A 25666-nucleotide genomic window follows, 5' to 3' on the forward strand; every position below is an offset into this window, starting at 1 on the left:
CGCCCCGCGCACCCGCTGCCCGCCGCGCCCGCCCGTCGCCCGCCGCCCCTGCTCGCCGCGCGTGCCCCTCCGGCGCCACCCCGCCCCCCTTTCCGCCCCGCCCCCATCGAAGGGCCGCCTCGTGACCCTCACCGCACCCCCGGCACCGGCCGTGCCGCGCACCGTCCCTCCGGCCCCGCCGGGGGCCGCCCGGCGGGCCTGGCGGACGGTCTCGCCGTACGCCTACCTCGCCCCGTTCTTCACCCTGTTCGTCGCCTTCGGCCTCTTCCCGCTGCTCTACACCGCCTTCGTCTCCCTCTACCGGGTGGAGCTCCAGACACCCGGCGACATGGAGTGGCGCGGCCTCGGCAACTACACCGCGCTCCTCCGCGACGCGTACTTCTGGGTGTCGCTGCGCAACACCTTCACCATCGGCGTGCTCTCCACCGTGCCGCAGCTGGTCATGGCCCTCGGGCTCGCCCACCTGCTGAACCACCGGATGCGCGGCCGCACCTTCCTGCGCACGGCGGTCCTGCTGCCGTACGCGACCTCGGTCGCCGCCGCCACCCTCGTCTTCGCCCAGCTCTTCGGCCGCGACTTCGGGCTGATCAACTACGTGCTCGGCCTCGTCGGCATCGACCCCGTCGACTGGCAGAACGGCACGGTCGCCTCGCAGATCGCGGTGTCCACGGTCGTCATCTGGCGCTGGACCGGCTACAACACGCTGATCTACCTGGCCGGCATGCAGTCCGTACCGGTCGAGCTGTACGAGGCGGCCGCGATGGACGGCGCCTCGCGGTGGCGCCAGTTCTTCCACGTCACGCTGCCGGGGCTGCGGCCCACCATCCTCTTCACCGTCGTCGTCTCCACGATCGGCGCGACCCAGCTGTTCGGCGAGCCGCTGCTCCTGGAGGGGTCGGTCTCGGGCGGCATCTCGCACCAGTACCAGACGCTCGGCCTCTACCTGTACGAGCAGGGGTGGGGCTTCTTCCACCTGGGGCGGGCCGCGGCCGTCGCCTGGGTGATGTTCCTGCTGATCCTGGTGCTCGTCGGGCTCAACGCCCTGATCGCGCGCCGCCGTTCCCGCAAGGAGGCCGGCCGATGACCGCGCTCGCACCTCCGGTTCGCAGCGGCCCCTCCCGGGCGGGGCGCACCCTGCACGCCGGGCCGCTCGCCTACGCGGTCCTCGTCGTCGCCGTGCTGTTCTCCGCCTTCCCGTTCTACTGGACGGTCGTCGCCGCGAGCCGTTCCAACGCCGACCTGGCGAAGGTCCCGCCGGCCCTGCTGCCCGGCCCGCACCTGATGCGCAACTTCGAGGCGGTCCTCGAGGAGGCCGACATCGGCAGGGCGCTGCTGAACTCGCTCCTCGTCTCCGGTTCGGTCACCCTCGGTACGGTCCTGTGCTGCACGCTGGCCGGTTTCGCCTTCGCGAAGCTCCGCTTCCGGGGCCGGGGCGCGCTGCTCGCGGTCACCGTGGGCACCATGATGATCCCGCCGCAGCTGGGGGTGATCCCGCTGTTCATGCTGATCGCCGAACTCGGGTGGGTGAACCAGCTCCAGTCGGTGGTGCTGCCCGGCCTGGTCTCGGCGTTCGGGGTGTTCTTCATGCGGCAGTACCTGGTGCAGTCGCTGCCGGACGAGCTGATCGAGGCGGCCCGGGTCGACGGCGCGTCCACCGCCAGGACCTTCTGGTCGATCGTGGTGCCGATCGCCCGGCCCGGCATGGCCGTGCTCGGCCTGCTGACCTTCATGGCCGCGTGGAACGACTTCTTCTGGCCCGTCGTCGCGCTCTCCTCCTCCGAGCCCACCGTCCAGGTCGCACTGCGCCAGCTCGGCGGCGGCTACGTCCACGACCAGTCCGTGATCATGGCGGGCACCCTGCTGGGCACCCTGCCGGTGCTGCTCGTCTTCGGCCTCCTCGGCCGGCAGATCGTCGGCGGCATCATGCAGGGCGCGGTCAAGGGCTGACACCCGTCGCTTCCCGTCCTCCGCCGACAAGACTTTCCTTCAAGGGAGTTGACCCATCATGACCGCGCTCGACACCCGCTCCGGGCTCATGGCCCCGCTCCGCTTCCCGGAGGGCTTCCGCTGGGGCACGGCCACCGCCGCGTACCAGATCGAGGGGGCCGCCGCCGAGGACGGCCGCGGCCCCTCCATCTGGGACGCCTTCAGCCGTACGCCCGGCAAGGTGCGCAACGGCGACACCGGTGACATCGCCGCCGACCACTACCACCGGGTCGACGAGGACGTCGCCCTGATGCGGCGGCTCGGCGTGACCGACTACCGCTTCTCGATCTCCTGGTCGCGGGTCCAGCCCACCGGGCGCGGACCGGCCGTCCGCAAGGGGCTGGACTTCTACCGGCGGCTCACCGACGCGCTCCTGGAGGCCGGGATCCGGCCGGTGGCGACGCTCTACCACTGGGACCTCCCGCAGGAGCTGGAGACCGCCGCCGGCGGCTGGCCGCACCGGGAGACCGCGTACCGGTTCGCCGAGTACGCGCACGTCATGGGGGACGCGCTCGGCGACCGGGTCGCCACCTGGACCACGCTCAACGAGCCCTGGTGCGCGGCCTTCCTCGGTTACGGGAACGGCGTGCACGCCCCGGGCCGGACCAGCGACGTCGCCGCGTTGCGCGCGGCGCACCACCTGAACCTGGCGCACGGCCTCGCGGCCCGGGCGCTGCGCGGTGTGCTGCCCGGTTCGGCGGAGGTGTCCCTGACCCTCAACCTCCATGCGGTACGGGCGCGTTCGCAGGATCCGGAGGACCTGGACGCGGCCCGGCGGATCGACGCCGTCGGCAACCGGATCTTCCTCGACCCGGTCTTCCACGGCCGGCTGCCCGAGGACCTGGTCCATGACACGGCGGCCGTCACGGACTGGTCGTTCGTCCGGGACGGCGACCTGGCGACGGCGGCCGCGCCGCTCGACTCGCTGGGCATCAACTACTACTCGCCGGCCGTCGTCGCGGCCGGCACCTCCGAGTCGCCGTCGCCGTGGGCGGGCGCCGAGCGGCACGTGCGGTTCGAGCCGGCGCCCGGGCCGCGCACGGCCATGGACTGGCCGGTGGACGCGGACGGACTGCACGAACTCCTGATCCGGCTGCGGGACGAACTGCCCGGCGTTCCGCTGGTCATCACCGAGAACGGCGCCGCGTACGACGACTACGCCGACCCCTCGGGGAACGTGAAGGACCCGGAACGGGTGGCGTACCTGCACGCTCACCTGGCGGCGGTGCACCGGGCGCTCGCGGACGGCGCCGACGTGCGCGGCTACTTCCTGTGGTCGCTGCTCGACAACTTCGAGTGGGCGTACGGCTACAGCAAGCGGTTCGGCATCGTCCACGTGGACTTCGCGACGCAGCGGCGGACCCCGAAGGACAGCGCCCGCTGGTACGCGGAGGTCATCGCCCGGGGCGGTCTCGCGGAGTCCTGAGACCGCCCCGGGCGGGTCCTACTCCTTCAGGGCGCCGGCGACGAATTCCTGCGTGCGCGCCGCGGCCGACTCGATCGGGACGTACTGGTCGTCGAAGGGGAAGAAGTCCAGGACTCCGGCCGCCCCGTAGTTCGCCCAGAAGCAGGTCGTCATCGGGAAGGTGTCGGTGACGTTCTGCCGGCACTTCACGACGAGGGTGCCGCTGGTGACGGTCTTCGTGGCGCCGTGGAAGTTCCGGCCGTAGCCCGTCGCCAGCCTCGTGGAGGCGTCGAAGATGCGGTTCAGCGCGGCGGTGGGGTCCTTCACGTCCTCGTACAGGTCGGTCCGGGCGGTGAAGACGGGAGCCGAGGCGGACATGGTGCCCTTGCGGAGGACGTTGCGCGGGCTGCCGAAGCAGGACACCTCGTCGGCGACGTCCCCGCCGCCGTCCTCGATCTCCTTCAGACCGTCGTCGCCGGTGACCCTCATGTCGAGGTCGCTGCCGAAGCGGAAGCCGCCGTCGCCCTCGTCGCAGACGAGCTCCTCCATGGTCGGCACGGCGACGGTGGTGTAGCGGGTGCCGGGGTCCGCGGCGAGCTCCTCCGCCTTCGCCCGGCCGGTGCCCCCGGCGGACGCCTCCGCCGGGGACCTGTCCGCCGACCGCGCCGCGTCGGACGGCTCGCCGGTGCCGCAGCCCGTCGCCGCCGCCGCCAGAACGACCGCGGCGACGGCTGTCCTCCACCTGGTCACGTGTACGCTCCCCCGAGAAATCGCGAAGTCGATCATGATCTTGGCGATCATACGAGGCCCGCACCCTCCTGGTCACCCGGCCCCGTACGGGGTGCGCACCTCGGTCGGAGCGCGATCCGTTCGGCGGAAGCCCGCTCGGAGGGCGTGGAGAGCGACGGACGAGCCCTTCAGGCGGCGCGTCGGTCCGCGGAGAGCAGCCGGCTCCAGCGGCGGCGCTCCGTGACGACGGTCGCGGCGGCCAGCGCGGTCACGGTCACCGCCGCCCAGGCGGGCCAGGCGAGCCACGAGGAGACCACGGCGGCGGCCAGCTGGAGCAGCACCAGCAGGATCGTGACCCGCCCCGGCACCGCGACGATCACCTGGGCCTTGTCCCCCGGGGTGGAGAAAAGGGTCGGGAGACCGATCAGGACCACCACGGACAGGACGGCGAGCGGCCACGAGTGTCCGGCCAGCGCCCAGGGCGTGGCCACCCAGGCGACGAGTTCCGTCGCGAACCGCAGGGCGGACGCGACACCGTCGTCGGGTCGTCCTGAATCCGTTTCTCCACCGGCGACGTCCCTCACCCGCGGACGATCTCACGGCGGGCGGGCGGAGGGAAGGGCTCCCGCCGCCCCGGCGGGCTCAGGAGGCGTTCGGGCCCACGTCCGTCGGGGTGAGGGGGCGGCGGACCGGCGCCAGGGTCGAGTACTCGTCGGAGCCGACGTCGCGCGCCGTGCCGCGGGCGTGGCCGTCGATGTCCTCGGGGACCGCCACCGTGGTGAGGGTCGCGGCTCCGATCGCGGGGCTGCCCGCCGAGAGGCGGAAGACGCCGTCCGGGGACTGCGTCAGGCGGGGGTCGACGCGGGTGTAGCCGGCGTTGGGGAGGGTGCCGTCGGAGGCCGCGCCCCAGAGGATGTTGCCCTGCCAGACGAAGCCGGTGTTCGCGCCCAGCGCGACGAGGCTGCCGCTGTCCCCGACGATGAGGTTGTCGGCGACGACCGCGTCACGCGGCTCGTAGGCGCGGGTCTCGCCCGAGAGGGAACTCTTGTTGCCGCGCAGGGTGTTGTGCACGATCACCGCACGGTCGCAGGCGTCGTTGCCGCGCCGCTCCTCGGTGGTCTCGCCCTCGTGGTGGTCGCGCGTGGTGCCGCTGCCGATGACCAGGGCCCGGCCGGTGAGGCCGGCGAGGTGGTTGTTCACGACGAGGTGGTCGTTTCCGTAGAGGCGGATGCCCTCCTTGCCGCCGAGGAGCCAGTTGCCCTCGACGGTGGAGCCGTTGCCGTGGCGGAGCACGATGCCGCCCTGGCTGGCGCGGATCGTGTTGTACCGGATCGTGTTGCCGGAGGACTTCACCGAGATGGCCTCGGGGTCGCCGTCGCACCGCTCGAACAGGTTGTACTCCACGATCGCGTCCGCGGTGGACAGCGCCCGGCTGCTGACGCCGAGCCGGATCGACTCGCCGCCGTTGGTGCCGGTGTAGCCGTGGTCGGAGAAGTGGTTCTTGAAGACGTGGAGGCGCTGGGCCACGGCGGTCGTGCCGGGGCCGTCGACGACGAGGAAGATGCCCTGGGTCGTGCGCTCGTGGAAGTGGTTCCGGTCGATCTTGGCGTCGTCGCCCTCCACGAGGACCCAGTCGAGGCCGTCCACGTCCGCGAACCGGATGTCGTTGCGGGTCAGCCGGATGCCCGTGCTGCCGGCCGGGATCTCCAGGGTGCCGCTCTGCCGGAGCGCGAAGCCGCTGATGGTCACGGCGCTGGCGCCGTCGAGGACGAAGCTGCGCTCGCCGCGCAGGACGGCGCCGCCGCGGGTCTGCGAGACGATCGTGATGCCGCTGCGTCCGGAGACGTCGATGGCGCCGCCCGAGGGGACCGTGTACGTGCCGTCGGCGACGACGATCCGGTCGCCGGGGACCGCCCGGTCGATCGCGCTCTGCAGCGCGCTCAGGGAGGTGACGGGCGCCGGGTCGGCCGCCGAGGCGCTCGTGGCGAGCAGGGTGTCGAGCGGGACGGCGGCGGCCGCCGTGCCCAGCAGCGAGCCCTTGAGGAAGGTACGTCGTCGCATGATGTCTCCTGGTAGTAGGGGAAGTCGTCGTCCTGTGCCCCGTCACCGGGGACGCGCCGGTGTCGGCCCGGTCCCGTCGGCCGGACCCCCGAGGGGGCTTCGACGCGTGGGGGCCCGGGGCGGGCCCCCACGGCCCGTCCCGGGCCCCGACCGGTCGGAGCCGGTTCGGTCGCCGTCTGCGCGGCGGCCCTGCCCCCGTCCTTCCCGGCGCCGCCCCCACGACGGCCCCCGTCAGGACGACGGCCGCCACGGCGCCCGCCCCGGTCCCGCTCGTTCCGCTCGGCTCCCCGGAACGCACCGGCGGGCATGCCGGACGGGTGGTCGTCCCTCCCCGGCCTGCCGACACGCACCAGCCTGCCGCGCGCCGCTCACGTCTCGCTCACGTTCCGCTAACGCCCGGGGACCCGACGGATCGGTGAGGAGGGCCGTCGGGGCGGCCGCGCCGCCGGAACGCGGCAACCGGCCGCCGTCGGCCGGACGACGGCGCGCAGGCGGTGGACGCGGCGGTGGCGCTCCCCGGGAACGCCCCGGCCGGTTTCTCCGCCTCCACCGGCGGATCGACGGACCGCCGTGCGCTCACGGGGCGCGGATCGGTTGCTGAGGTAACGTGCTGGCCGCTCGGAGCCCGTACCCGATCTCTTCAGAAGAAGCGAGCGACACCGATGACCGACCTGAGCCGGATGTACGTGGACGAGTGCCTGCACGGCGACGGAGGGCTGGCGACGGCCGTCGCGCGGGCCGAACTGCCACCGGCCTTCGAGGAGGCCTGGCGGGCCCACCTGCTGCCACGGCCCTGGTTCGTCCGGGCCTCGGAGACGGCCGCGTTCGCGCGGGACCTGGAGGGCCTGTTCGACCTCCTCCTGTCGCTCCCGGAGCGCCTGTTCGGCGGGGACGTCGAGCGGTACGCGGCGGAGATCGGGCTCGGACCGGCGCTCGTGGCCCTGCTCCGCCGGGCCGGGTCGGGCGTGCCCGCCAAACTGGGACGCGCCGACGCCTACCACGACGGCACCTCGTTCAAGCTCCTGGAGTTCAACCTCGGCAGCGAGGTCGGCGGTCTCGACATGGACGTCTTCGACCAGGCGTTGCTGCGGGTCCCCGAGTTCGCCGCCTTCGCGGGCGAGCACGGTCTCGGCCACGTGGATATCGCCGAGCGGGTGGCCGCCGTCCTGCGCGACCGCGCCCGCCCCGCCCTGTCCGGCTCGTCGGAACCGGTGATCGGTCTGATCGAGGGGCGCGGCGGCGTCGGCCCGTACGGACGGCTGATGCGCGCCACCCAGGAGGCGATGGCCGAGCAGGGACTCGACCTGAGGATCGGCGAGATCGGCGACGTACGCGCGCGTGCCGACGGGAAGCTCACCCTGGACGGCACCCCGCTCGACCTGGTGCTGCGGAACTTCGCGGCGAGCCAGCTGCTCGACGACCCCGAGGGGCCGGGCGTGGCGGAGCCGTTCTTCCGCGCCCACGAGGCGGGCAGGACCGTGCTGTTCACGTCGCTGGAGAGCGGCCTCTACTCCCACAAGAGCGCCCTCGCCCTCCTCTCCGACCCGCGGTCGGAGGGCGCCTTCGACGCCGGCGAGCGGGCCCTGGTCGAACGGGTCCTGCCGTGGAGCCGGGCGCTGCGCCCCTCCGGTCCCGCCGAGCTGGTCGAGCTCTGCCGGGAGCGGCGGGAGCGGCTCATCCTCAAGCCCGGGGCCGGGTACGGCGGCCTGGACGCGTTCGTCGGCTGGGAGTGCACCGACGCCGAGTGGCGCAAGGCCCTGGACCTCGCGGTGGAGCGCGGCGGCTACGTGGCGCAGGAGCGGGTCGTGCCGCGTCCCGAGCCCGTGTACGACCCGGTGACCGGGGCCGTGGACGACTGGATCGCGGCGCTGGGGTTCTTCCTCACGGACGAGGGCTACGCGGGCGCGCACGCGCGCGTCAACCGTGCCGACGGCGGCGCGATCGTCGGGATGAGCAGCAACCCGGACACCCGGATGGTCGGGGTCTTCACGCACGCGTGACGGAGTCGGACGTGCCCCCGGCAGCCCGCATGCCCCTGGCGCGGGCTGCCTTCGACGCCTCGTCGGAACCGAGGAGGTCGAGGACTTCGCGGGCCCGGGCCGGCTGGGAGGAGACGGCCAGTACGCCTCCGCTGAACGTCGAGGCGATCGCGGTGTCGCCCGGCAGCGGGCCGGCGACGACGACGCCCGGCAGGTCCATCAGCTCGCTGTGCTGCTGAAAGGCCAGATCTGCCCGGCCGGAGGACAGCAGGCTGCCGGCGGGCACGCCCGGTGACGCCTGGACGAGCCGGTCCCGCAGCTCGTCGGCGAGGTCCAGCCGGGCGATCAGATCGACGAGGGCCGTACCGCTGGGGCCCGTGGAGTGGGCGATGCTCTTCGCCGACCGCAGTGCGGCTCGCAGATCGGATTCCGAGCGCAGCGGAGGGACCGGTGTTCCCTCGGGCACGGCGGCGACGACCTCCGAGACCCACAGGGGACGCACCGTGTCGCCGAGGACGTGTCCCTGCTCGGTCAGCCCGGCCAGCGCGCCGTCGGCCAGCACGAGCACGTCGGACTCGGCGCCGTCCCGCACCCGCCTCGCGATCTCGACGCCGCCCGCGGAATCGAAGCGCACCGGGATCCCATGGGTGAGCCGGATGTGCTCGGTGAGTTCGGCGAGTACGGGGCGGGTCGCCATCGAGGACAGCCCTGAGATCTCTCGGTTCACGTCTTCTCCTTGGTGTGCGGCAGATGGTACGGGCCGCGGTCGGACGCCTCAACGCGGGTCTGCGAGACTGATCGTGTGAGCACGACCCAGAGCACCGCGGCGGGAAAGGTCCTTCTGGTCCTGTCGGCCTTCGACCGCGAACACCCGTCGCAGACCCTGTCGGACGTCGCCCAGCGCACGGGGTTGGCGCTCAGCACCGCGCACCGTGTGGTGGCGGAACTGGCGGCGTGGGGAGCTCTGGAACGTGCGGAGGACGGGTCGTGGCACGTCGGGTTGCGGCTCTGGGAGATCGCCTCGGGATGCCCCCGTACGCAGATCCTGCGCGACGTGGCCCTGCCGTTCATGCAGGACCTCTACGAGGTGACGCACGAGAACATCCAGCTCGCGGTGCGCGAGGGCACCGAGCTGGTGTTCGTCGAGCGGATCGCCGGGCACCGGTCGGTGCAGCTGCTGACGATGGTCGGGACCCGGTTCCCCATCGGTTCCACCGGAATGGGCCGGGTGCTGCTGGCGCACGCGTCGCGGGACATCCAGGAGGAGGTCCTCGGATCGCCGCTGCGGGCGTGGACCCCGCACACCGTCACCGACCCGAAGACGCTGCGTACGCAGCTGGACCGCATCCGCCGCGAGCAGGTCTTCGTCAGTGACCGCCAGCTCTCGGAGGAAACGGTCGCGGTGGCCGCGCCCGTACGGATCGGCCGGGCCGGACCCGTCAGCGCGGCTCTGGGGATCGTCGTCGCGGCGCGCAGCGCGAGCCGTGCGCGGGGGCTGCGTGAACCGCTGCTCAGGGCCGTCCACGGAATCTCCGAGGAGCTCGGCCGGCGAGCCCGCACGGCGCTCTGACCTCCGGGGAACTTCCGAGGCACTTCCGCCTGACGGAAACGCCGGCGACCGGTCGCCGCTCCGGGTGTCAACGTTCGGGTCACCCCGAACGTTCGCACCCCCGCAGGAGATGCCATGGCCGATGCCCCCGTCGACACCGCCACCTCGGTGCCCGTCGCCGTAGTCGGCGCCGGCCCCGCCGGCCTGATGCTGGCCCACCGGCTCGGACGGGTGGGCGTCGAGACGATCGTGCTCGACACCCGCACCCGGCACGAGATCGAGACGACGCAGCGAGCCGGCATCCTGGAGGCGGACGTCGCCCGGGACCTGGTCGAGACCGGCGTCTCCGACCGGATCCTGCGCGAGGGCCACGAGCACGAAGGCACCGAGATCCGGTTCGGCGGCCGGGCGCACCGGATCCACTTCAAGGCGCTGGTGGGCGAGTCGGTGTGGCTCTATCCGCAGACCGATGTCTTCATCGACCTGGCCGACGCGCGGGACCGGGACGGCGGCACGGTCCACTTCGGCGTCGAGGACACCGAAGTCCTCGACGTCACCACCGCCGCCCCGCGGGTCCGCTACACCGCCGCCGACGGCTCCCGCCACGAGATCCGCGCGCGCTACGTGGTCGGCGCCGACGGCTCCCGCAGCATGTGCCGCAACCTGATCCCCGAGGACCGGCGGGTGCGGTACGGCAAGGAGTACCCCTTCGCCTGGTTCGGCATCATGGCCGAGGCCCCGCGCAGCGCCCCCGAGCTGGTCTACGCCCACTCCGACCACGGGTTCGCGCTGATCAGCCAGCGGACCGAGACCGTGCAGCGGATGTACTTCCAGTGCGACCCCGACGAGTCCGTCGACGCGTGGTCGGACGACCGGATCTGGGAGACGCTCCAGGCCCGGGTGGCCGGCGAGGACGGCTTCCGCCTCGCCGAGGGACCGGTGCTCGAGAAGGCGGTGCTGCGGTTCCGCTCGTTCGTGCAGGAGCCGATGCGCTGGGGCTCGATGGTGCTCGCGGGAGACGCGGCGCACACGGTGCCGCCGACCGGCGCCCGCGGGCTCAACCTCGCCCTGCACGACGTGAAGGTGCTCGCCGACGTCCTCCTGCGGGCGCTCGGCGACGGGGGCGAGGCCGCGCTCGACGACTACCAGCCGCAGGCCCTGCAGCGGATCTGGCGGGCGCAGAACTTCTCCCACTGGCTGACCGAGCTGCTGCACACGCCGCCCGGCGCCTCGCCGTTCGACCGGCGCCGCCGGCTCGGCGAGCTCGACAACGTGGTGGGAACGCGTGCCGGACGCACCTACCTCTCCGAGCAGTACACCGGCTGGCCCGTCAGCGCCCAGGGCTGACGACCGACGACTCCCAGGAGCACATCCATGATCATCGACTGCCACGGTCACTTCACCACCGCGCCGCCGCAGTTGGGCCGGTGGCGCGACCGTCAGATCGCGGCGGCCGAGGGCCGCGGCCCCGTCCCGGACCCCGACGAGCTGGTCATCACCGACGACGACCTGCGACAGGCGATCGAGGGCAACCAGCTGCGGCTCATGAACGAGCGCGGCAGCGACCTGACGATCTTCTCCCCGCGTGCCAGTTTCATGGCCCACCACATCGGTGACTTCGAGGTCTCCTCGGTGTGGGCACGGATCTGCAACGACCTGGTCCACCGCGTCAGCACGCTCTACCCCGACCGCTTCGCGATGGGCGCGATGCTGCCGCAGTCGCCGGGCGTCGCCCCCGCGACCTGCCTGCCCGAGCTGCGCCGCGTGGTCGAGGAGCTCGGGGCGGTCACGATCAACCTCAACCCCGACCCGTCGGGCGGCAGGTGGACCGCGCCGCCGCTGACGGACCGGAGCTGGTACCCGGTCTACGAGGAGATGGCCGCGTACGGCATCCCCGCGATGATCCACGTCAGCACCTCGTGCAACCCGGCGTTCCACACCACCGGCGCCCACTACCTCAACGCCGACACCACGGCGTTCATGCAGCTGCTCCAGGGCGACCTCTTCACGGACTTCCCGACGCTGCGGTTCGTGATCCCGCACGGCGGCGGCGCCGTCCCGTACCACTGGGGCCGGTTCCGCGGCCTCGCCATGGCGCTCGGCCGGCCGGACCCCGAGACCCTGCTCGACAACGTCTTCTTCGACACCTGCGTCTACCACCAGCCCGGCATCGACCTGCTGACGCGGGTCGTGCCCAGCCGGTCCGTGCTCTTCGCCAGCGAGATGATCGGCGCGGTCCGCGACATCGACCCGCACAGCGGTCATCACTTCGACGACACGAAGCGGTACGTCGACGCCACCCCGCACCTCTCCGACGAGGAGCGCGCCGCCGTGTACTCCGGCAACGCCCTGCGCGTCCACCCCCGACTCGCCGCCCGCCTCGCCGCGGCCGGCCGCTGACCCCAGGAGAAGCACCCATGGAACACACCGAACTCGGCGTCGTCCGCACGAAGGTCGACCGGGCCGACCCGGAGGCCGTCGCGGAGCTGGCGAAGTACGGCGTCGCCACGATCCACGAGGCCATGGGCCGGGTGGGGCTGATGCGCCCCTACCTGCGCCCCGCCTACCCGCAGGCCCGGATGTGCGGCACGGCCGTGACCGCGCTGCTCCAGCCCGGCGACAACTGGATGCTCCACGTCGCCGCCGAGCAGATCCAGGACGGCGACGTCGTCGTCGCGGCCTGCACGACGGAGAGCGAGGACGGCTTCTTCGGCGAGCTGCTCGCCACGTCGTTCCGCGCCCGCGGCTGCCGGGGCCTGATCATCGACGGAGGCGTCCGCGACGTCACCGACCTGGAGCGGATGGACTTCCCCGTCTTCTCCCGCGCGATCAACGCCAAGGGCACCGTCAAGGCCACCCTCGGCTCCGTGAACGTGCCCGTGGTCTGCGGCAACGCCCTCGTGCGCCCCGGTGACGTGATCGTCGCCGACGCCGACGGCGTCGTCGTGGTGCCGCGCGAGCGGGCCGCCGAGGTGGCCGCCGCCTCCGCCGCCCGCGAGGCGAACGAGGAAGGCAAGCGAGCGCAGTTCCGCGCGGGCCGGCTGGGCCTGGACATGTACGACATGCGCGGCCCGCTGGCCGAGCTCGGCCTGCGGTACGAGGACTGAGGATGACGACCTTCGAGAAGACCCCGGGCTGGCTGGACTGGTACGCCGGTCCGAGCAGGCCGCAGTTCCGGCTCCCCTCCGGCGCCGTGGACGCGCACTGCCACGTCTTCGGACCGGGCGCCGAGTTCCCGTACGCGCCCGAGCGCAAGTACACGCCCTGCGACGCGTCCAAGGACCAGCTCTTCGCGCTCCGCGACCACCTCGGCTTCGCCCGGAACGTCGTCGTGCAGGCGACCTGTCACGGCGCCGACAACACCGCCATGGTCGACGCCCTGCGGGCCTCCGGCGGACTGGCCCGGGGCGTGGCGACGCTGCGCCCCGACATCACCGACGCCCAGGTGCGGGAGCTGCACGAGGCGGGTGTCCGCGGGGTGCGGTTCAACTTCGTCACACGCCTCGTGGACGCGGCGCCGCGGCAGGACCTGCTGGACATCGCCGAGAAGATCGCGCCGTACGGCTGGCACGTCGTCGTCTACTTCGAGGCGGCCGACCTCGCCGGCCTGCGGGAGTTCTTCCTCTCGATCCCGGTGCCGCTCGTCATCGACCACATGGGGCGGCCGGACACCGCGAAGGACCCGGAAGGGCCCGACTTCGAGACGTTCCTGAACTTCATGCGGGCCCGGCCGGACATCTGGTGCAAGGTGACGTGCCCGGAACGCCTCTCGGTGAGCGGCCCGCCGGCCCTCGACGGGGAGCAGCAGGCCTACCGGGACGTCGTCCCGTTCGCCCGGCGCGTCGTCGAGGAGTTCCCCGACCGGGTCCTGTGGGGCACCGACTGGCCGCATCCCAACCTCACCGACCACATGCCCGACGACGGCCTGCTCGTCGACTTCCTTCCGCACATCGCGCCGACGCCGGAGCTCCGCCAGAAGCTGCTCGTCGACAACCCGATGCGCCTGTACTGGCCCGACGCCGACTGACCCTCCCCCGATTGGAGTCCCAGCATGTCGCTGGACAAGACCTACAAGCTGGTGCCGGGGACGACCGTCTTCGACTCCGAGCAGTCGGCCAAGGGCTACCACCTCAACCAGTTCTGCATGTCGCTGATGACGGCGGAGAACCGCGCGAGCTACCTCGCCGACGAACGCGCCTACCTGGACGCCTGGCCGCTGCGGGAGGAGCAGAAGCAGGCGCTGCTCGACCGCGACCTGAACGCGGCGATGCGCGAGGGCGGGAACATCTACTTCCTCGCCAAGTGGGGTGCCACGCTGGGCTTCTCGTTCCAGCAGATGGCGGGCTCGATGACCGGCATGACCGAGGAGGAGTACCGCGCGATGATGGTCGGCGGCGGCCGCTCGGTCGAGGGGAACCGGATCGACCACGCCGTCCTCGAAGCGGCCCACGCCCCGGCGGCCCCCGCCGAACACGCCGGGATCACCGGTGCCGTCTTCACCTCGCACGTGCCGGCGATCGGCGCGGCGCTCGACCACGGCAAGACCGAGGAGCCGTACTGGCAGCCGCTCTTCGCGGGGTACGAGTACTCCAAGGCGTGGGAGAAGGAGAACGTCCCCGACGTCGTCCTCCTGGTCTACAACGACCACGCCAGCGCCTTCGACCAGTCGATGATCCCGACCTTCGTGCTCGGCACCGGCGCCTCCTACCCCATCGCCGACGAGGGGTACGGGCCGCGCCCCGTGCCCGGCATCGAGGGCGACCCCGACCTGGCGGCGCACATCGCGCACTCGCTGATCCGGGACGACTTCGACCTGACGCTCGTCAACGAGATGGCCATCGACCACGGTCTGACCGTCCCGCTGTCGCTGATGTTCGGCGACGTCGAGAAGTGGCCGTGCAAGGTCATCCCCTTCCACGTCAACGTGGTGCAGTACCCGGTTCCCTCCGGGGCCCGCTGCTTCAAGCTCGGCCGGGCCCTGCGCAAGGCCGTCGAGTCGTACGACCGCCCGCTCAAGGTGCAGGTGTGGGGCACCGGCGGCATGAGCCACCAGCTCCAGGGCCCGCGCGCCGGCCTCATCAACCGGGAGTGGGACAACGCCTTCCTGGACCGGCTGGTCGAGGACCCCGCCGGCCTCGCGCAGGTGCCGCACCTGGAGTACGTCGAGGAGGCCGGCTCCGAGGGCATCGAGCTGGTCATGTGGCTGATCGCCCGCGGCGCGATGAGCGATGTCGACGGCTCCGGCGAGGTCGAGGTCAAGCACCGCTTCTACCATGTGCCGGCGTCCAACACCGCCGTCGGACACCTGATCCTGGAAAACCACCCCCGGGCCGGAGAGCCCGCCGTGAAGGAGTGACATGACTGACGACCGGACCCTACGGATCGCCCTGGCCGGCGGCGGCGCCTTCGGAGCCAAGCACGCGGCCGCGCTGAAGCGCATCGAGGGCGTCGAGGTGGCCGCCGTGGTGAGCAGCCGCCTCGAACGCGCCCAGAAGTTCGCCGCCGAGCAGGGCGTCGGGCGCGCCGTCGCCTCCCTGGACGAGGTGCTCGCGATGGACGACATCGACGCCGTCGTCCTCGCCACCCCCACGCAGCTGCACGCCTCGCAGACGCTGGCGTGCCTCGAAGCGGGCAAGCACGTCCAGGTCGAGATCCCGCTCGCCGACTCGCTCGCGGACGCCGAGGCGTGCCGGGCCGCGGCGGAGCGCACGGGCCTGGTGGCGATGGTGGGCCACACCCGCCGGTTCAACCCGAGCCACCAGTGGGTGAGGCAGCGGATCGAGGCCGGCGAGTTCGGCATCCAGCAGATGGACGTGCAGACGTACTTCTTCCGCCGGAAGAACCTCAACGCGCTCGGCCAGCCGCGCTCCTGGACCGACCACCTGCTGTGGCACCACGCCGCGCACACGGTCGACCTGTTCGCGTACCAGGCAGGTTCGCCCATCGTGCAGGCCAACGCCGTGCAGGGCCCCCTCCACCCCGAGCTGGGCATCGCGATGGACATGTCGATCCAGCTGCGGGCGGAGAACGGCGCCATCTGCACCCTGTCGCTGTCGTTCAACAACGACGGGCCGCTCGGCACGTTCTTCCGCTACATCGGCGACACCGGCACGTACATCGCCCGGTACGACGACCTGTTCACCGGCAAGGAGGAGCCGATCGACGTCAGCGGCGTCGACGTGTCGATGGACGGCATCGAGCTCCAGGACCGCGAGTTCGTCGCCGCCATCCGCGAGGGCCGCGAGCCGAACTCCTCCATCGCCCAGGTGCTGGCCTGCTACCGGACCCTGGCGGCGCTGGAGCAGCAGCTGAACGCCGTCGCGGGCTCGTGACCGCCACTTCGCGACCCGGCGCGGGGCTCGCCCCGCGCCGGGTCGGTCCGTTCGAGGTCCCGGCCATCGGTCTGGGCTGCATGAACCTGAGCCACGCGTACGGTGTCCCGCCGACGCAGGAGGCCGCCGAGAAGGTGCTGCTGACGGCGCTGGAGGAGGGCGTCACGCTCTTCGACACCGCCGCCCTCTACGGCTTCGGCGCGAACGAGGAGCTGGTCGGCCGGGTCCTGGCCCCGCACCGGGACCGGATCGTGCTGGCCAGCAAGTGCGGGATGACCGGGGTCGACGGCCGGCGCGTCGTCGACGGACGGCCGGAGACCCTCCGGCGCACCGTGGACGAGGCGCTGGCCCGGCTGCGCACCGACGTCATCGACCTCTACTACCTGCACCGGGTCGACCGGCGGGTCCCGGTGGAGGAGAGCGTCGGGGCGATGGCCGAGCTCGTCGCGGCGGGGAAGGTGCGCGCGCTCGGCCTCTCGGAGGTCTCCGCGGCGACGCTGCGCCGGGCGCACGCCGTGCACCCGATCGCCGCCCTGCAGAACGAGTACAGCCTCTGGTCGCGCAACCCGGAGCAGGGCACTCTGGCGACGGCCCGTGAGCTCGGCGTCGCCCTGGTGGCCTTCAGCCCGCTGGCGCGTGGCTTCCTCACCTCGGCGCCCCCGGACCCCGGTGGTCTTCCCGCCGGGGACATCCGCCGGGGCATGCCCCGCTTCGACGCCGGCCACTACCCCGCCAACCTGGCGCTGCGGCGGGAGTTGGAGGGGATCGCCGACGACGCCGGCCTCGGCCTCGCGCGACTGGCCCTCGCCTGGGTCGTCTCCCGGGGCTCCCACGTCATCGCGATCCCCGGCACGCGGTCGGTCCCCCATCTGCGGGAGAACCTGTCCGTACGCGACCTCGACGTACCCGGCGAGGCTCTCGACGCGGCGGACCGGGTGCTGAACGCCACGACCGTCCACGGGGCACGCTACGACGATTCCACGCTCGCCGAGATCGACACCGAGCGCTGCGGCCGAGCGGGCTGACACACGTGACAGGGGCGGTACCGACCTCGTGGTCGGTACCGCCCCTGTCACGTGTCGTCCGGCGGGCGGGGTCTTCGTCGCCCCGCCCGCCCCGGCGGCCCGCGGTCGGCCTCCGCCCGTGCGGTAAGCGGAGGCCTCCCCCCGTGCGGGCCCGATGGGTGGTCCTGTCAGGCGTAGTGGCGGTACACGGCCTCGGCGACGCAGGCCGGCTTGTCCTGGCCGTCGACCTCGACGGTGAACGTCAGGGGCATCTGCACGCCGTTGCCCTTGACCTCCTCCACCGTGCCGACGACGCCGTGGAGGCGGATCTTCGCGCCGACGGGGACGGGGCTGGGGAAGCGGACCTTCTCCAGGCCGTAGTTGACGCTCATCTTGGTGCCGGCGATGCTGAGCAGCTCTCCGAAGAGCGGGATCATGAGGGAGAGCGTGAGGTAGCCGTGGGCGATCGGGCCGCCGAAGGGGCCGTCCTCGGCCTTCTTCGGGTCGGTGTGGATCCACTGGTGGTCGTCGGTGGCGTCGGCGAAGGTGTTCACCCGGTCCTGGGTGATCTCGAGCCATCGCGTGCGGCCGAGGTCGGCTCCGCTGAGGGACTTGAGTTCGTCGAGGCCGTTGGCGGTGGTGGACATGGACGTTCCTTTCGTTGGCAGGGGGCGACGGGGGGCGCAGCGCTCTCGGGAGCGCTGCTCCCCCGTCCGTCACGCGGGGGGGCGCTCGGTGGGACCGGTGGCGTAGGCCTCGCGTACGGCGGGCTTGATGATCTTCCCGGAGGGTGTGCGGGGCAGCGCCCGGGTCACGACGAGCGACTTGGGGATCTTGTACTTGGCGAGCCGGCCCTTGAGGTGGCCGAGGATGTCGTCCTGGTCGGCATCGGCTCCGGGCCGGAGGACGACGACGGCGCGGCCGACCTCGCCCCAGACCGGGTCCGGCACACCGATGACCGCGCATTCGGCGACGGCGGGGTGGTTGAGGACCGCGTCCTCCACCTCGGCCGGGTAGACGTTCTCACCGCCCGAGACGAACATGTCCTTGGCCCGGTCGACGATGTAGGCGAAGCCCTCGGCGTCGGTCCGGGCGATGTCACCGGTCCGCAGCCAGCGGCCGTCGGTGAAGGCGGCCTCGGTGTCCTCGGGCCGTCCCCAGTAGCCGGTCATGACGTTGGGGCCGTGGACGAGGACCTCGCCGCGCTCCTCCGGGCCCGCCTCGCGGCCGTCGGGTCCGACGACGCGGGTGTCGGTGAAGAAGTGCGGCACCCCGGCGGAGCCCGCCTTCTCCGAGGCCTTCTCCCGGTCCAGGAACAGGACGCCGGGGGACGCCTCGGTCATGCCGTAGCCCTGGCTGAAGGCCAGGCCGCGGTCGAGGTACGTGGCGATGGTGCGGGCGGGCACGGGGGCGCCGCCGCAGTTGAGGGTGCGCAGGCTCGACAGGTCGGCCGTCGCCCAACGGGGCCGGGCGGCGATGGCGTCGTACATGGTGGGGACGCCGAACATGTACGTCACCCCCAGGTCCTCGACGAGCTGCAGGACGCGTTCGGCGTCGAAGGCTCCGAGGAGGACCACGCGGCCGCCCTTGAGGAGGGTCGGCAGGCAGGTCATGTTGAGGCCGCCGGTGTGGAACAGCGGGGCGACGACGAGGGTGACCTCGTCGCCGGACAGGTCGGTGTCGACGAGGACGTTGACGCTGTTCCAGGTGATGTTGGCGTGGGAGAGGACGGCGCCCTTGGGGCGGCCCGTGGTCCCGGAGGTGTACATGATCATGCACGGGTCCTCGGGCGCCACGGCCTCGTCCAGCGGGTCGGTCCCGGCGCCGGCGAGCAGTTCCTCGTAGCCGAGGCCACCGTCCTCGTCGGGGCCGGCGAGGGCGATCCGGTGCGGTACCTCCGCCTCGGCCGCCGCGGCACGGGCCGCCGCGGCCTGCTCGGGCGCGTGGACGAGGACGGTGCTGCCCGAGTCGGCCAGGTTGTGGGCCAGCTCCGGCGCCGCGAGCCGGGTGTTGAGGGGGACGAAGACCGCCCCCAGCGCCCCGGCGGCGAACAGGGTCTCCAGGAACGCCGGGTGGTTGGGGCCGAGGTACGCGACCCGGTCCCCCCCTGCCACGCCGAGTGCCCGCAGGGCGTGGGCGAGGCGCAGCACGCGCTCGTTCAGCTCGCGGTAGGTCTGGGTGCGGTCCTCGTGGACCACGGCGACCCGGTCGGGCGTCCTGCGGGCCCGGCGCGCGGGCCAGGAGCCGATGCCTTGGTTCAACATGGTTGTCCCTTTCGGTCCGCCGTCAGGCCCAGCACGTAGGCGGCGTTCCCCTTGAGGATCTTCGGCCGGACCTCGGGCTTGATGTCGAGCTTCTCGAAGTCGGCGAGCCACCGGTCGGGGGTGATGACGGGGTAGTCGGAGCCGAAGAGCACCTTGTCCTTGAGCAGGGTGTTGGCGTACCGGACGAGCTGCGGAGGGAAGTACTTCGGGGACCAGCCGGACAGGTCGATGTAGACGTGCGGCTTGTGGGTGGCGACCGCCAGGGCCTCGTCCTGCCAGGGGAAGGACGGGTGGGCCAGGATGATCCGCAGCTCGGGGAAGTCGACGGCCACGTCGTCGACCAGCATCGGGTTCGAGTACTTCAGCCGGATGCCGCCGCCGCCCGGGACGCCGGCGCCGATGCCGGTCTGGCCGGTGTGGAAGAGCGCGGGAACGCCCAGCTCCTCGATGGCCTCGTACAGGGGGTAGGCGAGCGGGTCGTTCGGGGCGAACGCCTGGATGCTCGGGTGGAACTTGAAGCCGCGGACGCCGTACTCCTCGACCAGGCGCCGGGCCTCCCGGACGCCCGCGCGTCCTTTGTGCGGGTCGATGCTCGCGAAGGGGATGAGCGTGTCGGCGTGGGCGGCGCAGCTCTCCGCGATCTCCTCGTTGGAGATCCGCGGGTGGCCCGTGGCGTGCTCGGCGTCGACGGTGAACACCACGGCCGCCATGCGGCGCTCCCGGTAGTGGTCGGCCATCTCGTCGATGGTCGGCTGCCGGTGGCCATGGGCCTTGAAGTACTCCTCGGAGGCTCCGAAGAGCTCCGGGCTCAGCGCCCCGTGGCCGTCCTTGGAGATCTCCGCGTGCGTGTGGACATCGATGGCCGTGAGCTGGTCGAGGTCGAGCGCGAGGTCGCTCATGTCACGCCACCGGGGCCTGGGGCGCGGGGATGCCGTAGGTCTCGGGCTCGGCCCCGACGCCGCCCGGCCACTCGGCGGCGATGGCGTCGCCCGTCCAGCCGCCGTCGGCGAAGGCGACGGACTTCTCCTTGGGGTGGGCCCACAGGGCGAGCCGGTCGCCGCCGATGCCGATGGCCTGACCGGTCACTCCGTCGGAGTCGTCCGAGGCCAGGAAGGTGATCAGGGCGGCGACGTCCTCGACGGTGCCGAGGCCCTCGTCCTTGCGCAGCCAGTCCGGCAGCGGCTCGCCCGTGCGCTCGGACTCCTCGATGACCGGGGCGAAGGCCGGGATGGTCTTGGTCATCTCGGTGGCGGCGACCGGGACGACGGCGTTGACGGTGATGCCGGCGCGGCCCAGCTCCATGGCCCAGGTGCGGGCCATGGCGACGATGCCCGCCTTGGCGGCCGCGTAGTTGGTCTGGCCGAAGTTGCCGCGCTGGCCGGCCGGGGAGGAGATGAGGACCAGTCGGCCACCGGTGCCCTGCTCGCGCATGCGGACGGCGGCGGCGCGGGCGCAGGTGAAGGTGCCGCGCAGGTGGACGCGGACCACGTCGTCGAAGTCCTCGTCGGTCATCTTCCACAGCACGCGGTCGCGCAGGATGCCGGCGTTGGTGACGAGCACGTCCAGGCGTCCGAACTCCCGCACAGCCGCGTCCACCAGCTCCTGCGCGGCCGCGCTGTCCCCCACCGCCGCGACGACGCCGGCCGCCCGGCCCCCCTCGGCCGTGATGGCGGCGACGGCGTCGTCGACGACGGCCTGGTCGACGTCGTTGACCACGACGGCGGCGCCGGCCGCGGCGAGAGCCCGTGCGTAGGCCAGTCCGAGACCGCGTCCGCTGCCGGTGACGACAGCGACCTTGCCGTGAAGATCCATGAGAGGTGCCTCTCGTAAAGGGGGTGGAAGGGGGTATGCCGAAGTCCCGGCACGAGCCGGGATCGACAGGAATCCTGATGAACGCCAGTCTGGGTATCAACAGGATTCCTGTCAATGTTTTAGGGTGAGGGGTGCCGTCACCCCGGCGGCAGCCGGTCCGGGAGCGGCACGACCACCCCGGGCGCACCCACCACGGGAGGACGAACGTGAGCACCTCACTGCTCTACCTGCTCAAGAGGACGGAGCTGGCGGTGCGGGCCCGCCTGGAGGAGCTGGTCAAGCCCGCCGGCATCACGGCCCTGCAGTACACCGCCCTGACGGTGCTGGAGCGGCACGACGGCATCTCCGCCGCCCAGCTCGCCCGCGACTCCTTCGTCACCGCCCAGTCGATGGCCGACATGGTGCGCGCCCTGGAGGGCCGGGGCCTGATCCGCCGCGAGCCCAACCCCGCCAACCGTCGCGAACGCCTCATCCTGATCGCCGACCCGGGACGGCGACTGCTCGCCGAGTACGCCGAGCCGGCCCGCGCGCTGGAAGAGCGCATGGTCGCAGGTCTGAGTGCCGAGGAGATCGACGTGCTCAGGGAGGCGCTGATCGGGGCGTGGCGGTCCCTGTCCTAGGGGACGGGGTCAGCCGCGAGGGGCGTCGCGCTCGACGTACCGGCGGATCTTCCGCAGCGTCTCGGGGTGCGCTTCCCTCGCTCCGTAGGTGCGGTCGGCGGCCACCGGGGCGATCGCGATGCGGCCGTCCCGGAACAGGGCCGCGGAGTCGGCGTCCTTCTCGGTCTCGGTGCAGGGCTCGCCCGGCGTCTCCTCGCAGAACCCGAGTCCGATCTCGAAGGAGTCCTCCCCGGTCCGCTCGTACGCGTGCCAGATGACGGCGCCGTGGCCGACGCTCGTCCAGGCGGGGGCCTTGGCGGGCGTCCCGGTGCTGACGTCGGGGTAGTCGACCTTGAGCACGAAGTCGTCGGTGAGCAGTCCGCGCTGCTTGAGTCCCGCCACGAAGCGGGCGCCGAACTCGGCGTTCGCGCGGTAGTTGACGCGCGGGAAGAACGTGTTCGTCTCGTCGCCGGCCGAGGAGAAGGCGATCGCGGGGACGTCCTCGTCGATCGCGGCGACGGCGGCGCCGACCGTACCGGAGTCGTTGACCTGCGCGGAGACGTTGGGGCCGGAGTTGATGCCGGTGAGGACGAGGTCGGGAGCGGAGTCCCAGCCGGCCTTGGCCTTGAGGCCCGCGCGGAGGGCGAGCTTGACGGTGTCGGCGGGGGTCGCGGACGGCGAGTCCTCGGTGCAGGGGCCGTCGGCGAGGCACACGCCGTAGACCGCGCCGCCGGACGGCGCCTGGACGCAGTCGTGCTCGTAGCCGGCGGGCAGGGCGGTCCGGCGCTGGGCGGTGAGGACGCCGCCGTTGCTGACGGCGGTGCCCTTCCCGGACTGGACCTGCCACGGAGCCATGACCACGACGTCGGCCCCGGCGGCGCACATCGCGCGGCGCAGCTCGTACAGGCCGAGACCGTCCGAGTTGCTCGCCTTCGCCGCCTGCATCGAATCGTCGTTGGCGATCAGGATCCGCATTCCGGCGAGCGGGCGGGGCGGGGCTGACGGGGGAGCGGTCGCGTACGCGGTCACTCCGGCCGCGGCGATCAGCGCGGCCCCCACGGTCGCGAGTCCGAGTCTGCGGGAGGTCGACGACATCGACGACATGGGCGCTTTCCCTTCGGTGGGAGAGAGTGCCGGGCGGCGCCCGGTCAGGTGGCGCCGCCCGGCGTCGCGGCTCCGGTGGGGCCGCGAGTCCGGGGAGGATGGTGCGGGGCCGCCGCCTCAGCGCACCGACGTGACCGGGATCACCGCGGCCGCGCCGAGCAACGTGATCAGGGCGGCCGTGACGTACGGCCCGTCGTAACCGATCGCGCCGACGAGCAGGGCGGCGAGGAACGGCGCGAGGATCTGCGGGAAGCGGCCGATGAAGACCCAGCGGAAGTCGGCCGACCTGAGGGTGTCGGTGAAGGCGGCCGACCGCCTTCCGGGCGGCACCGGTTCGGCCTTCGGCCGGCGTCGCTCGCGGACCACGGCGGTGAGGAGGACGGCCGCGCCGGCGATGACGGCGCCGAGCACGAGGTAGCCCACGGCGATGTCGCCGGGGACGGACAGGGCGGCGGTCGGAACGCCGGACTGCGGCTCCGACTCCGCCGGGCCGGCCGGGCGGACTTCGGATGCGTTCATGTCGTTCTCCTCGGCCACGGCCCCTCGGGGGGCGGGTCGTGCGTGAGCGGGGACGTGCGGTGGTGCGGGGTCAGCTGTCGAAGCCGAGGCCGAAGCGGTCGAGGGTGCGGAGCCAGAGGTTGCGCCGCCCCTCGTTGAGGTCGGCGCGCGCCATGGACCACCTGGTGATGTTGATGCCGATGGAGCGGACGGGCTCGGGCGGGAACGGCAGGGGCTTGCGGCGTACGAGTTCCAGGCCGGTGCGTTCGGTGGACTCGCCGGCCAGCAGGTCGAGCATCACCTCGGCGCCGAAGCGGGTGGCGCCGACACCGAGACCGGTGTAGCCGGCGGCGTGGGCGACCTTGCCGTGGTGACACGTGTCAAAGAAAACGCAGAAGCGAGTGCTGGTGTCAATGGCCCCGCCCCAGGCGTGACTGAACCGAACCCCTTCCAGCTGCGGAAACGTTGTGAAGAAATGTTCCGCGAGCTTCGCGTACGTCTCCGGCCTGCGGTCGTGCTCGGCGCGGACCGGGCCGCCGTGGTAGACGGCGTCGTAACCGCCCCAGAGGATGCGGTTGTCGGCGGAGAGCCGGACGTAGTGGAACTGGTTGGCGCAGTCCGCGAAGCCCTGGCGGCGCGTCCACCCGACGGAGGCGAGCTGCTCCTCGGTGAGCGGCTCGGTCATGAGCGCGTAGTCGTACACGGGGACGGTGTACGGGCGGTGGCGCCGGAGCAGCGACGGGTAGGCGTTGGTGGCGAGCGCGACGCGACGGGCGGTGATCCGGCCGTAGGGGGTGCCGACGGCGACGACGGCGCCGTGCTCGCCGAGGGAGGTCGCGGGGGTGTGTTCGTGGATGCGGACGCCGAGGTCGAGGCAGGCCTGCTTGAGTCCCCAGGCGAGCCGGGCCGGGTTGACCATGGCGACGTCGTCCTGGTTCCACAGGCCGCCGAGGAAGGTCGGGGAGTCGACCTCGGCGCGGACCTCCTCGGCGTCGAGGAGGAGGGGCTTGCCTCCGTAGCGGGCGGCGGCCCCGGCCTCCTCCGCGAGGCCGTCGAGCTGGTACCGCTCGGTGGCGACGACGAGGGAACCGGTGCGCTCCCAGTCGCAGTCGATGCCGTAGCGCTCGATGGCGTCCTCGATGGCCTGGAGGTTCTCTCGGCCGAGGCGCTCCAGGAGGCCGATCTCCTCGGGCCAGCGCTGGAGGCCGTTCGCGAGGCCGTGGGTGAGGCTCGACTCGCAGAAGCCGCCGTTGCGGCCGGAGGCCGCGCCGCCGACCTCGTCGGCCTCGACCAGCACGACGTCGGCGGAGGGGTCGCGCTCCTTGGCGACGAGTGCGGTCCACAGGCCGGTGTAGCCGCCGCCGACCACGAGGAGGTCGCAGGTGGTGCCGCCGACGAGGGCGGGGGCGGGCTGCGGCCGGCGGGGGTCGTCGAGCCAGAACGGCGTGTGGTCGACATCCCGGAGCGCGCTGAGGTGGTCCATGGGTGTTCCTTCGGGGTCGCGGAGGCGCCCGAGCGCGGGCGGCCTCCGAAGTGCCGCCATGAGACTCCGCCGTGAGGAACAAGGTCAATGGTGTTGACGTAAGCGCCGACGTCAGCCTTCCGGGCTCGGCTCCGGCCGCAGCGCCGCCACCGCGGCGAGCATGAGTTCCAGGGCGAACGGATAGCCGCTGTCGCGCATGTCGGCGGCGAGCAGGGGGAGGGTCGCGGCGACGTTCGGGTGGGTCTCGGGCGACAGCCTGCCGTAGACCGCGTGCCAGACCTCCGCCTCCTTCTCCCGGGCGGCGGGCGGCAGGGCGAGCGCGGCGGCGTCCTGGGCCGCGAAGGCGAGGGCCTGGTCGACGAAGGCGTGGTAGATCCGCACGGCGAGGGGGTCCGGGAAGCCGGCCGAGCGCAGGACGCCGAGGATCCGCTCGACGGCCCGGGTCTCGTACGGCCGGCCGGTGGTGCGGTGGGCCGCGAGGGCGGCCGCCTGCGGGTAGGCCTGGTAGCAGCCGTGGATCCGGAGGCCCAGCTCGCGGAGGTCCGTCCGCCAGTCGCCGGTGGCCGCCCAACCCTCCTGCGCGCGGCCGATGATCTCGTCGGCGACGGCGAGGAGCAGGGCGTCGGTGTTCCGGAAGTAGCGGTACAGGGCGGTGGGGTCGGCGCCGAGCGCGGCGCCCAGCCTCCGTACCGACAGGGCCTCCGCTCCGTGCTGGGCGATCAGGCGCAGCGCGGTCTCGACGATGAGCCGCTCCGAGAGGACGGCGCCCTGCTTGGTGGGGCGCCGGCGCTGCCGCCTGCCCTCGGGGACCACGCGTTCGGACATGGCCGGAACCTTACGTCAACACCATTGACGTGTAAA

The 25666-nt window shown here is 72.6% G+C and carries 25 protein-coding genes; 13 read left to right on the top strand and 12 right to left on the bottom strand.

What is annotated here, in order from left to right; translation table 11 throughout:
• Window positions 1-121: 121 nt before the first annotated feature.
• Genes IE180_RS08325 through IE180_RS08335 form a run of 3 tightly spaced genes read left to right on the top strand, consistent with a single transcriptional unit; the run spans window position 122 to window position 3412 of the window.
• Window positions 122-1084 (top strand): carbohydrate ABC transporter permease, encoded by a 963-nt coding sequence (locus IE180_RS08325; protein ID WP_190156126.1) that lies wholly within the window; start codon window positions 122-124, stop codon window positions 1082-1084.
• On the top strand, window positions 1081-1947 hold the full coding sequence (locus IE180_RS08330; RefSeq protein WP_190156127.1) for a carbohydrate ABC transporter permease: 867 nt from the start codon (window positions 1081-1083) through the stop codon (window positions 1945-1947). Before IE180_RS08325 ends, IE180_RS08330 begins: the two co-directional genes overlap by 4 nt.
• Window positions 1948-2005: 58 nt before the next feature.
• The gene (locus tag IE180_RS08335; RefSeq protein WP_190156128.1) at window positions 2006-3412 is read left to right on the top strand and encodes a GH1 family beta-glucosidase; all 1407 of its coding nucleotides are present in this window, start codon (window positions 2006-2008) and stop codon (window positions 3410-3412) included.
• 18 nt (window positions 3413-3430) lie between these two features.
• Here IE180_RS08335 and IE180_RS08340 read toward each other — a convergent pair whose 3' ends face one another.
• From IE180_RS08340 to IE180_RS08350, 3 genes are all read right to left on the bottom strand, one after another.
• Window positions 3431-4141 carry a hypothetical protein gene (locus tag IE180_RS08340; protein ID WP_190156129.1) on the bottom strand — a complete coding sequence of 237 codons (711 nt, stop codon included), beginning with the start codon at window positions 4139-4141 and terminating at the stop codon, window positions 3431-3433.
• Between the two features lie 167 nt (window positions 4142-4308).
• Entirely contained in the window at window positions 4309-4704 is a 396-nt protein-coding gene (locus IE180_RS08345; protein ID WP_190156130.1) for a hypothetical protein, read from the bottom strand.
• A 58-nt stretch (window positions 4705-4762) separates the two neighbouring features.
• Window positions 4763-6181 (bottom strand): polysaccharide lyase 6 family protein, encoded by a 1419-nt coding sequence (locus IE180_RS08350; RefSeq protein ID WP_190156131.1) that lies wholly within the window; start codon window positions 6179-6181, stop codon window positions 4763-4765.
• A gap of 662 nt (window positions 6182-6843) precedes the next feature.
• Between IE180_RS08350 and IE180_RS08355 the strand changes: the two genes are divergently transcribed.
• On the top strand, window positions 6844-8181 hold the full coding sequence (locus IE180_RS08355; RefSeq protein ID WP_190156132.1) for a hypothetical protein: 1338 nt from the start codon (window positions 6844-6846) through the stop codon (window positions 8179-8181).
• On the opposite strand, the gene IE180_RS08360 is transcribed toward IE180_RS08355, so the two are convergent.
• Window positions 8168-8887 (bottom strand): substrate-binding domain-containing protein, encoded by a 720-nt coding sequence (locus tag IE180_RS08360; RefSeq protein ID WP_190156133.1) that lies wholly within the window; start codon window positions 8885-8887, stop codon window positions 8168-8170. The two genes, IE180_RS08355 and IE180_RS08360, sit on opposite strands and share 14 nt — an antisense overlap.
• A 75-nt stretch (window positions 8888-8962) precedes the next feature.
• Here IE180_RS08360 and IE180_RS08365 point away from each other — a divergent pair, with 75 nt between their 5' ends.
• The 8 genes from IE180_RS08365 (at window position 8963) to IE180_RS08400 (ending at window position 17066) form a co-directional block, all read left to right on the top strand.
• Window positions 8963-9730 carry an IclR family transcriptional regulator gene (locus IE180_RS08365; RefSeq protein WP_190156134.1) on the top strand — a complete coding sequence of 256 codons (768 nt, stop codon included), beginning with the start codon at window positions 8963-8965 and terminating at the stop codon, window positions 9728-9730.
• Window positions 9731-9844: 114 nt separating this feature from the next.
• Window positions 9845-11056 (top strand): 4-hydroxybenzoate 3-monooxygenase, encoded by a 1212-nt coding sequence (locus IE180_RS08370; protein ID WP_190156135.1) that lies wholly within the window; start codon window positions 9845-9847, stop codon window positions 11054-11056.
• A 27-nt stretch (window positions 11057-11083) separates the two neighbouring features.
• On the top strand, window positions 11084-12109 hold the full coding sequence (locus IE180_RS08375) for an amidohydrolase family protein (protein ID WP_190156136.1): 1026 nt from the start codon (window positions 11084-11086) through the stop codon (window positions 12107-12109).
• A gap of 17 nt (window positions 12110-12126) precedes the next feature.
• Entirely contained in the window at window positions 12127-12816 is a 690-nt protein-coding gene (ligK, locus tag IE180_RS08380) for a 4-carboxy-4-hydroxy-2-oxoadipate aldolase/oxaloacetate decarboxylase (RefSeq protein WP_190156137.1), read from the top strand.
• 2 nt (window positions 12817-12818) lie between these two features.
• Window positions 12819-13736, top strand: coding sequence for an amidohydrolase family protein (locus IE180_RS08385; protein WP_190156138.1), 918 nt, complete (start codon window positions 12819-12821; stop codon window positions 13734-13736).
• Between the two features lie 24 nt (window positions 13737-13760).
• Complete coding sequence (gene ligA / locus IE180_RS08390) at window positions 13761-15065, top strand: protocatechuate 4,5-dioxygenase subunit alpha (RefSeq protein WP_190156139.1); 1305 nt, start codon at window positions 13761-13763, stop codon at window positions 15063-15065.
• 1 nt (window position 15066) lies between these two features.
• Entirely contained in the window at window positions 15067-16041 is a 975-nt protein-coding gene (locus tag IE180_RS08395) for a Gfo/Idh/MocA family oxidoreductase (RefSeq protein ID WP_190156140.1), read from the top strand.
• Window positions 16038-17066, top strand: a complete 1029-nt coding sequence (locus IE180_RS08400) for an aldo/keto reductase (protein WP_229860373.1) — start codon at window positions 16038-16040, stop codon at window positions 17064-17066. The genes IE180_RS08395 and IE180_RS08400 overlap by 4 nt, the downstream gene beginning before the upstream one ends.
• A 167-nt stretch (window positions 17067-17233) precedes the next feature.
• Here IE180_RS08400 and IE180_RS08405 read toward each other — a convergent pair whose 3' ends face one another.
• The 4 genes from IE180_RS08405 to IE180_RS08420 all read right to left on the bottom strand — a co-directional run bounded on the left by IE180_RS08405 (window position 17234) and on the right by IE180_RS08420 (window position 21121).
• Complete coding sequence (locus tag IE180_RS08405) at window positions 17234-17692, bottom strand: MaoC family dehydratase (RefSeq protein ID WP_190156141.1); 459 nt, start codon at window positions 17690-17692, stop codon at window positions 17234-17236.
• Between the two features lie 69 nt (window positions 17693-17761).
• Window positions 17762-19309 (bottom strand): acyl-CoA synthetase, encoded by a 1548-nt coding sequence (locus tag IE180_RS08410; protein ID WP_190156142.1) that lies wholly within the window; start codon window positions 19307-19309, stop codon window positions 17762-17764.
• Entirely contained in the window at window positions 19303-20208 is a 906-nt protein-coding gene (locus tag IE180_RS08415) for an amidohydrolase family protein (RefSeq protein ID WP_190156143.1), read from the bottom strand. Before IE180_RS08415 ends, IE180_RS08410 begins: the two co-directional genes overlap by 7 nt.
• A 1-nt stretch (window position 20209) precedes the next feature.
• Window positions 20210-21121 (bottom strand): SDR family oxidoreductase, encoded by a 912-nt coding sequence (locus tag IE180_RS08420; protein WP_190156144.1) that lies wholly within the window; start codon window positions 21119-21121, stop codon window positions 20210-20212.
• A 206-nt stretch (window positions 21122-21327) separates the two neighbouring features.
• Here IE180_RS08420 and IE180_RS08425 point away from each other — a divergent pair, with 206 nt between their 5' ends.
• Complete coding sequence (locus tag IE180_RS08425) at window positions 21328-21741, top strand: MarR family winged helix-turn-helix transcriptional regulator (RefSeq protein ID WP_229860374.1); 414 nt, start codon at window positions 21328-21330, stop codon at window positions 21739-21741.
• Window positions 21742-21750: 9 nt separating this feature from the next.
• Here the strand turns inward: IE180_RS08425 and surE are convergent, their stop codons facing one another.
• From surE to IE180_RS08445, 4 genes are all read right to left on the bottom strand, one after another.
• Window positions 21751-22824 carry a 5'/3'-nucleotidase SurE gene (surE, locus tag IE180_RS08430; RefSeq protein ID WP_190156145.1) on the bottom strand — a complete coding sequence of 358 codons (1074 nt, stop codon included), beginning with the start codon at window positions 22822-22824 and terminating at the stop codon, window positions 21751-21753.
• Window positions 22825-22941: 117 nt separating this feature from the next.
• Entirely contained in the window at window positions 22942-23343 is a 402-nt protein-coding gene (locus IE180_RS08435; RefSeq protein WP_190156146.1) for an MFS transporter, read from the bottom strand.
• Between the two features lie 70 nt (window positions 23344-23413).
• Window positions 23414-24805 (bottom strand): NAD(P)/FAD-dependent oxidoreductase, encoded by a 1392-nt coding sequence (locus IE180_RS08440; protein WP_190156147.1) that lies wholly within the window; start codon window positions 24803-24805, stop codon window positions 23414-23416.
• Window positions 24806-24916: 111 nt separating this feature from the next.
• Window positions 24917-25630, bottom strand: coding sequence for a TetR/AcrR family transcriptional regulator (locus tag IE180_RS08445; RefSeq protein ID WP_190156148.1), 714 nt, complete (start codon window positions 25628-25630; stop codon window positions 24917-24919).
• Window positions 25631-25666: the final 36 nt, after the last annotated feature.

The sequence above is a fragment of the Streptomyces litmocidini genome, assembly GCF_014649755.1.
GTDB classification, from domain to species: domain Bacteria; phylum Actinomycetota; class Actinomycetes; order Streptomycetales; family Streptomycetaceae; genus Streptomyces; species Streptomyces litmocidini.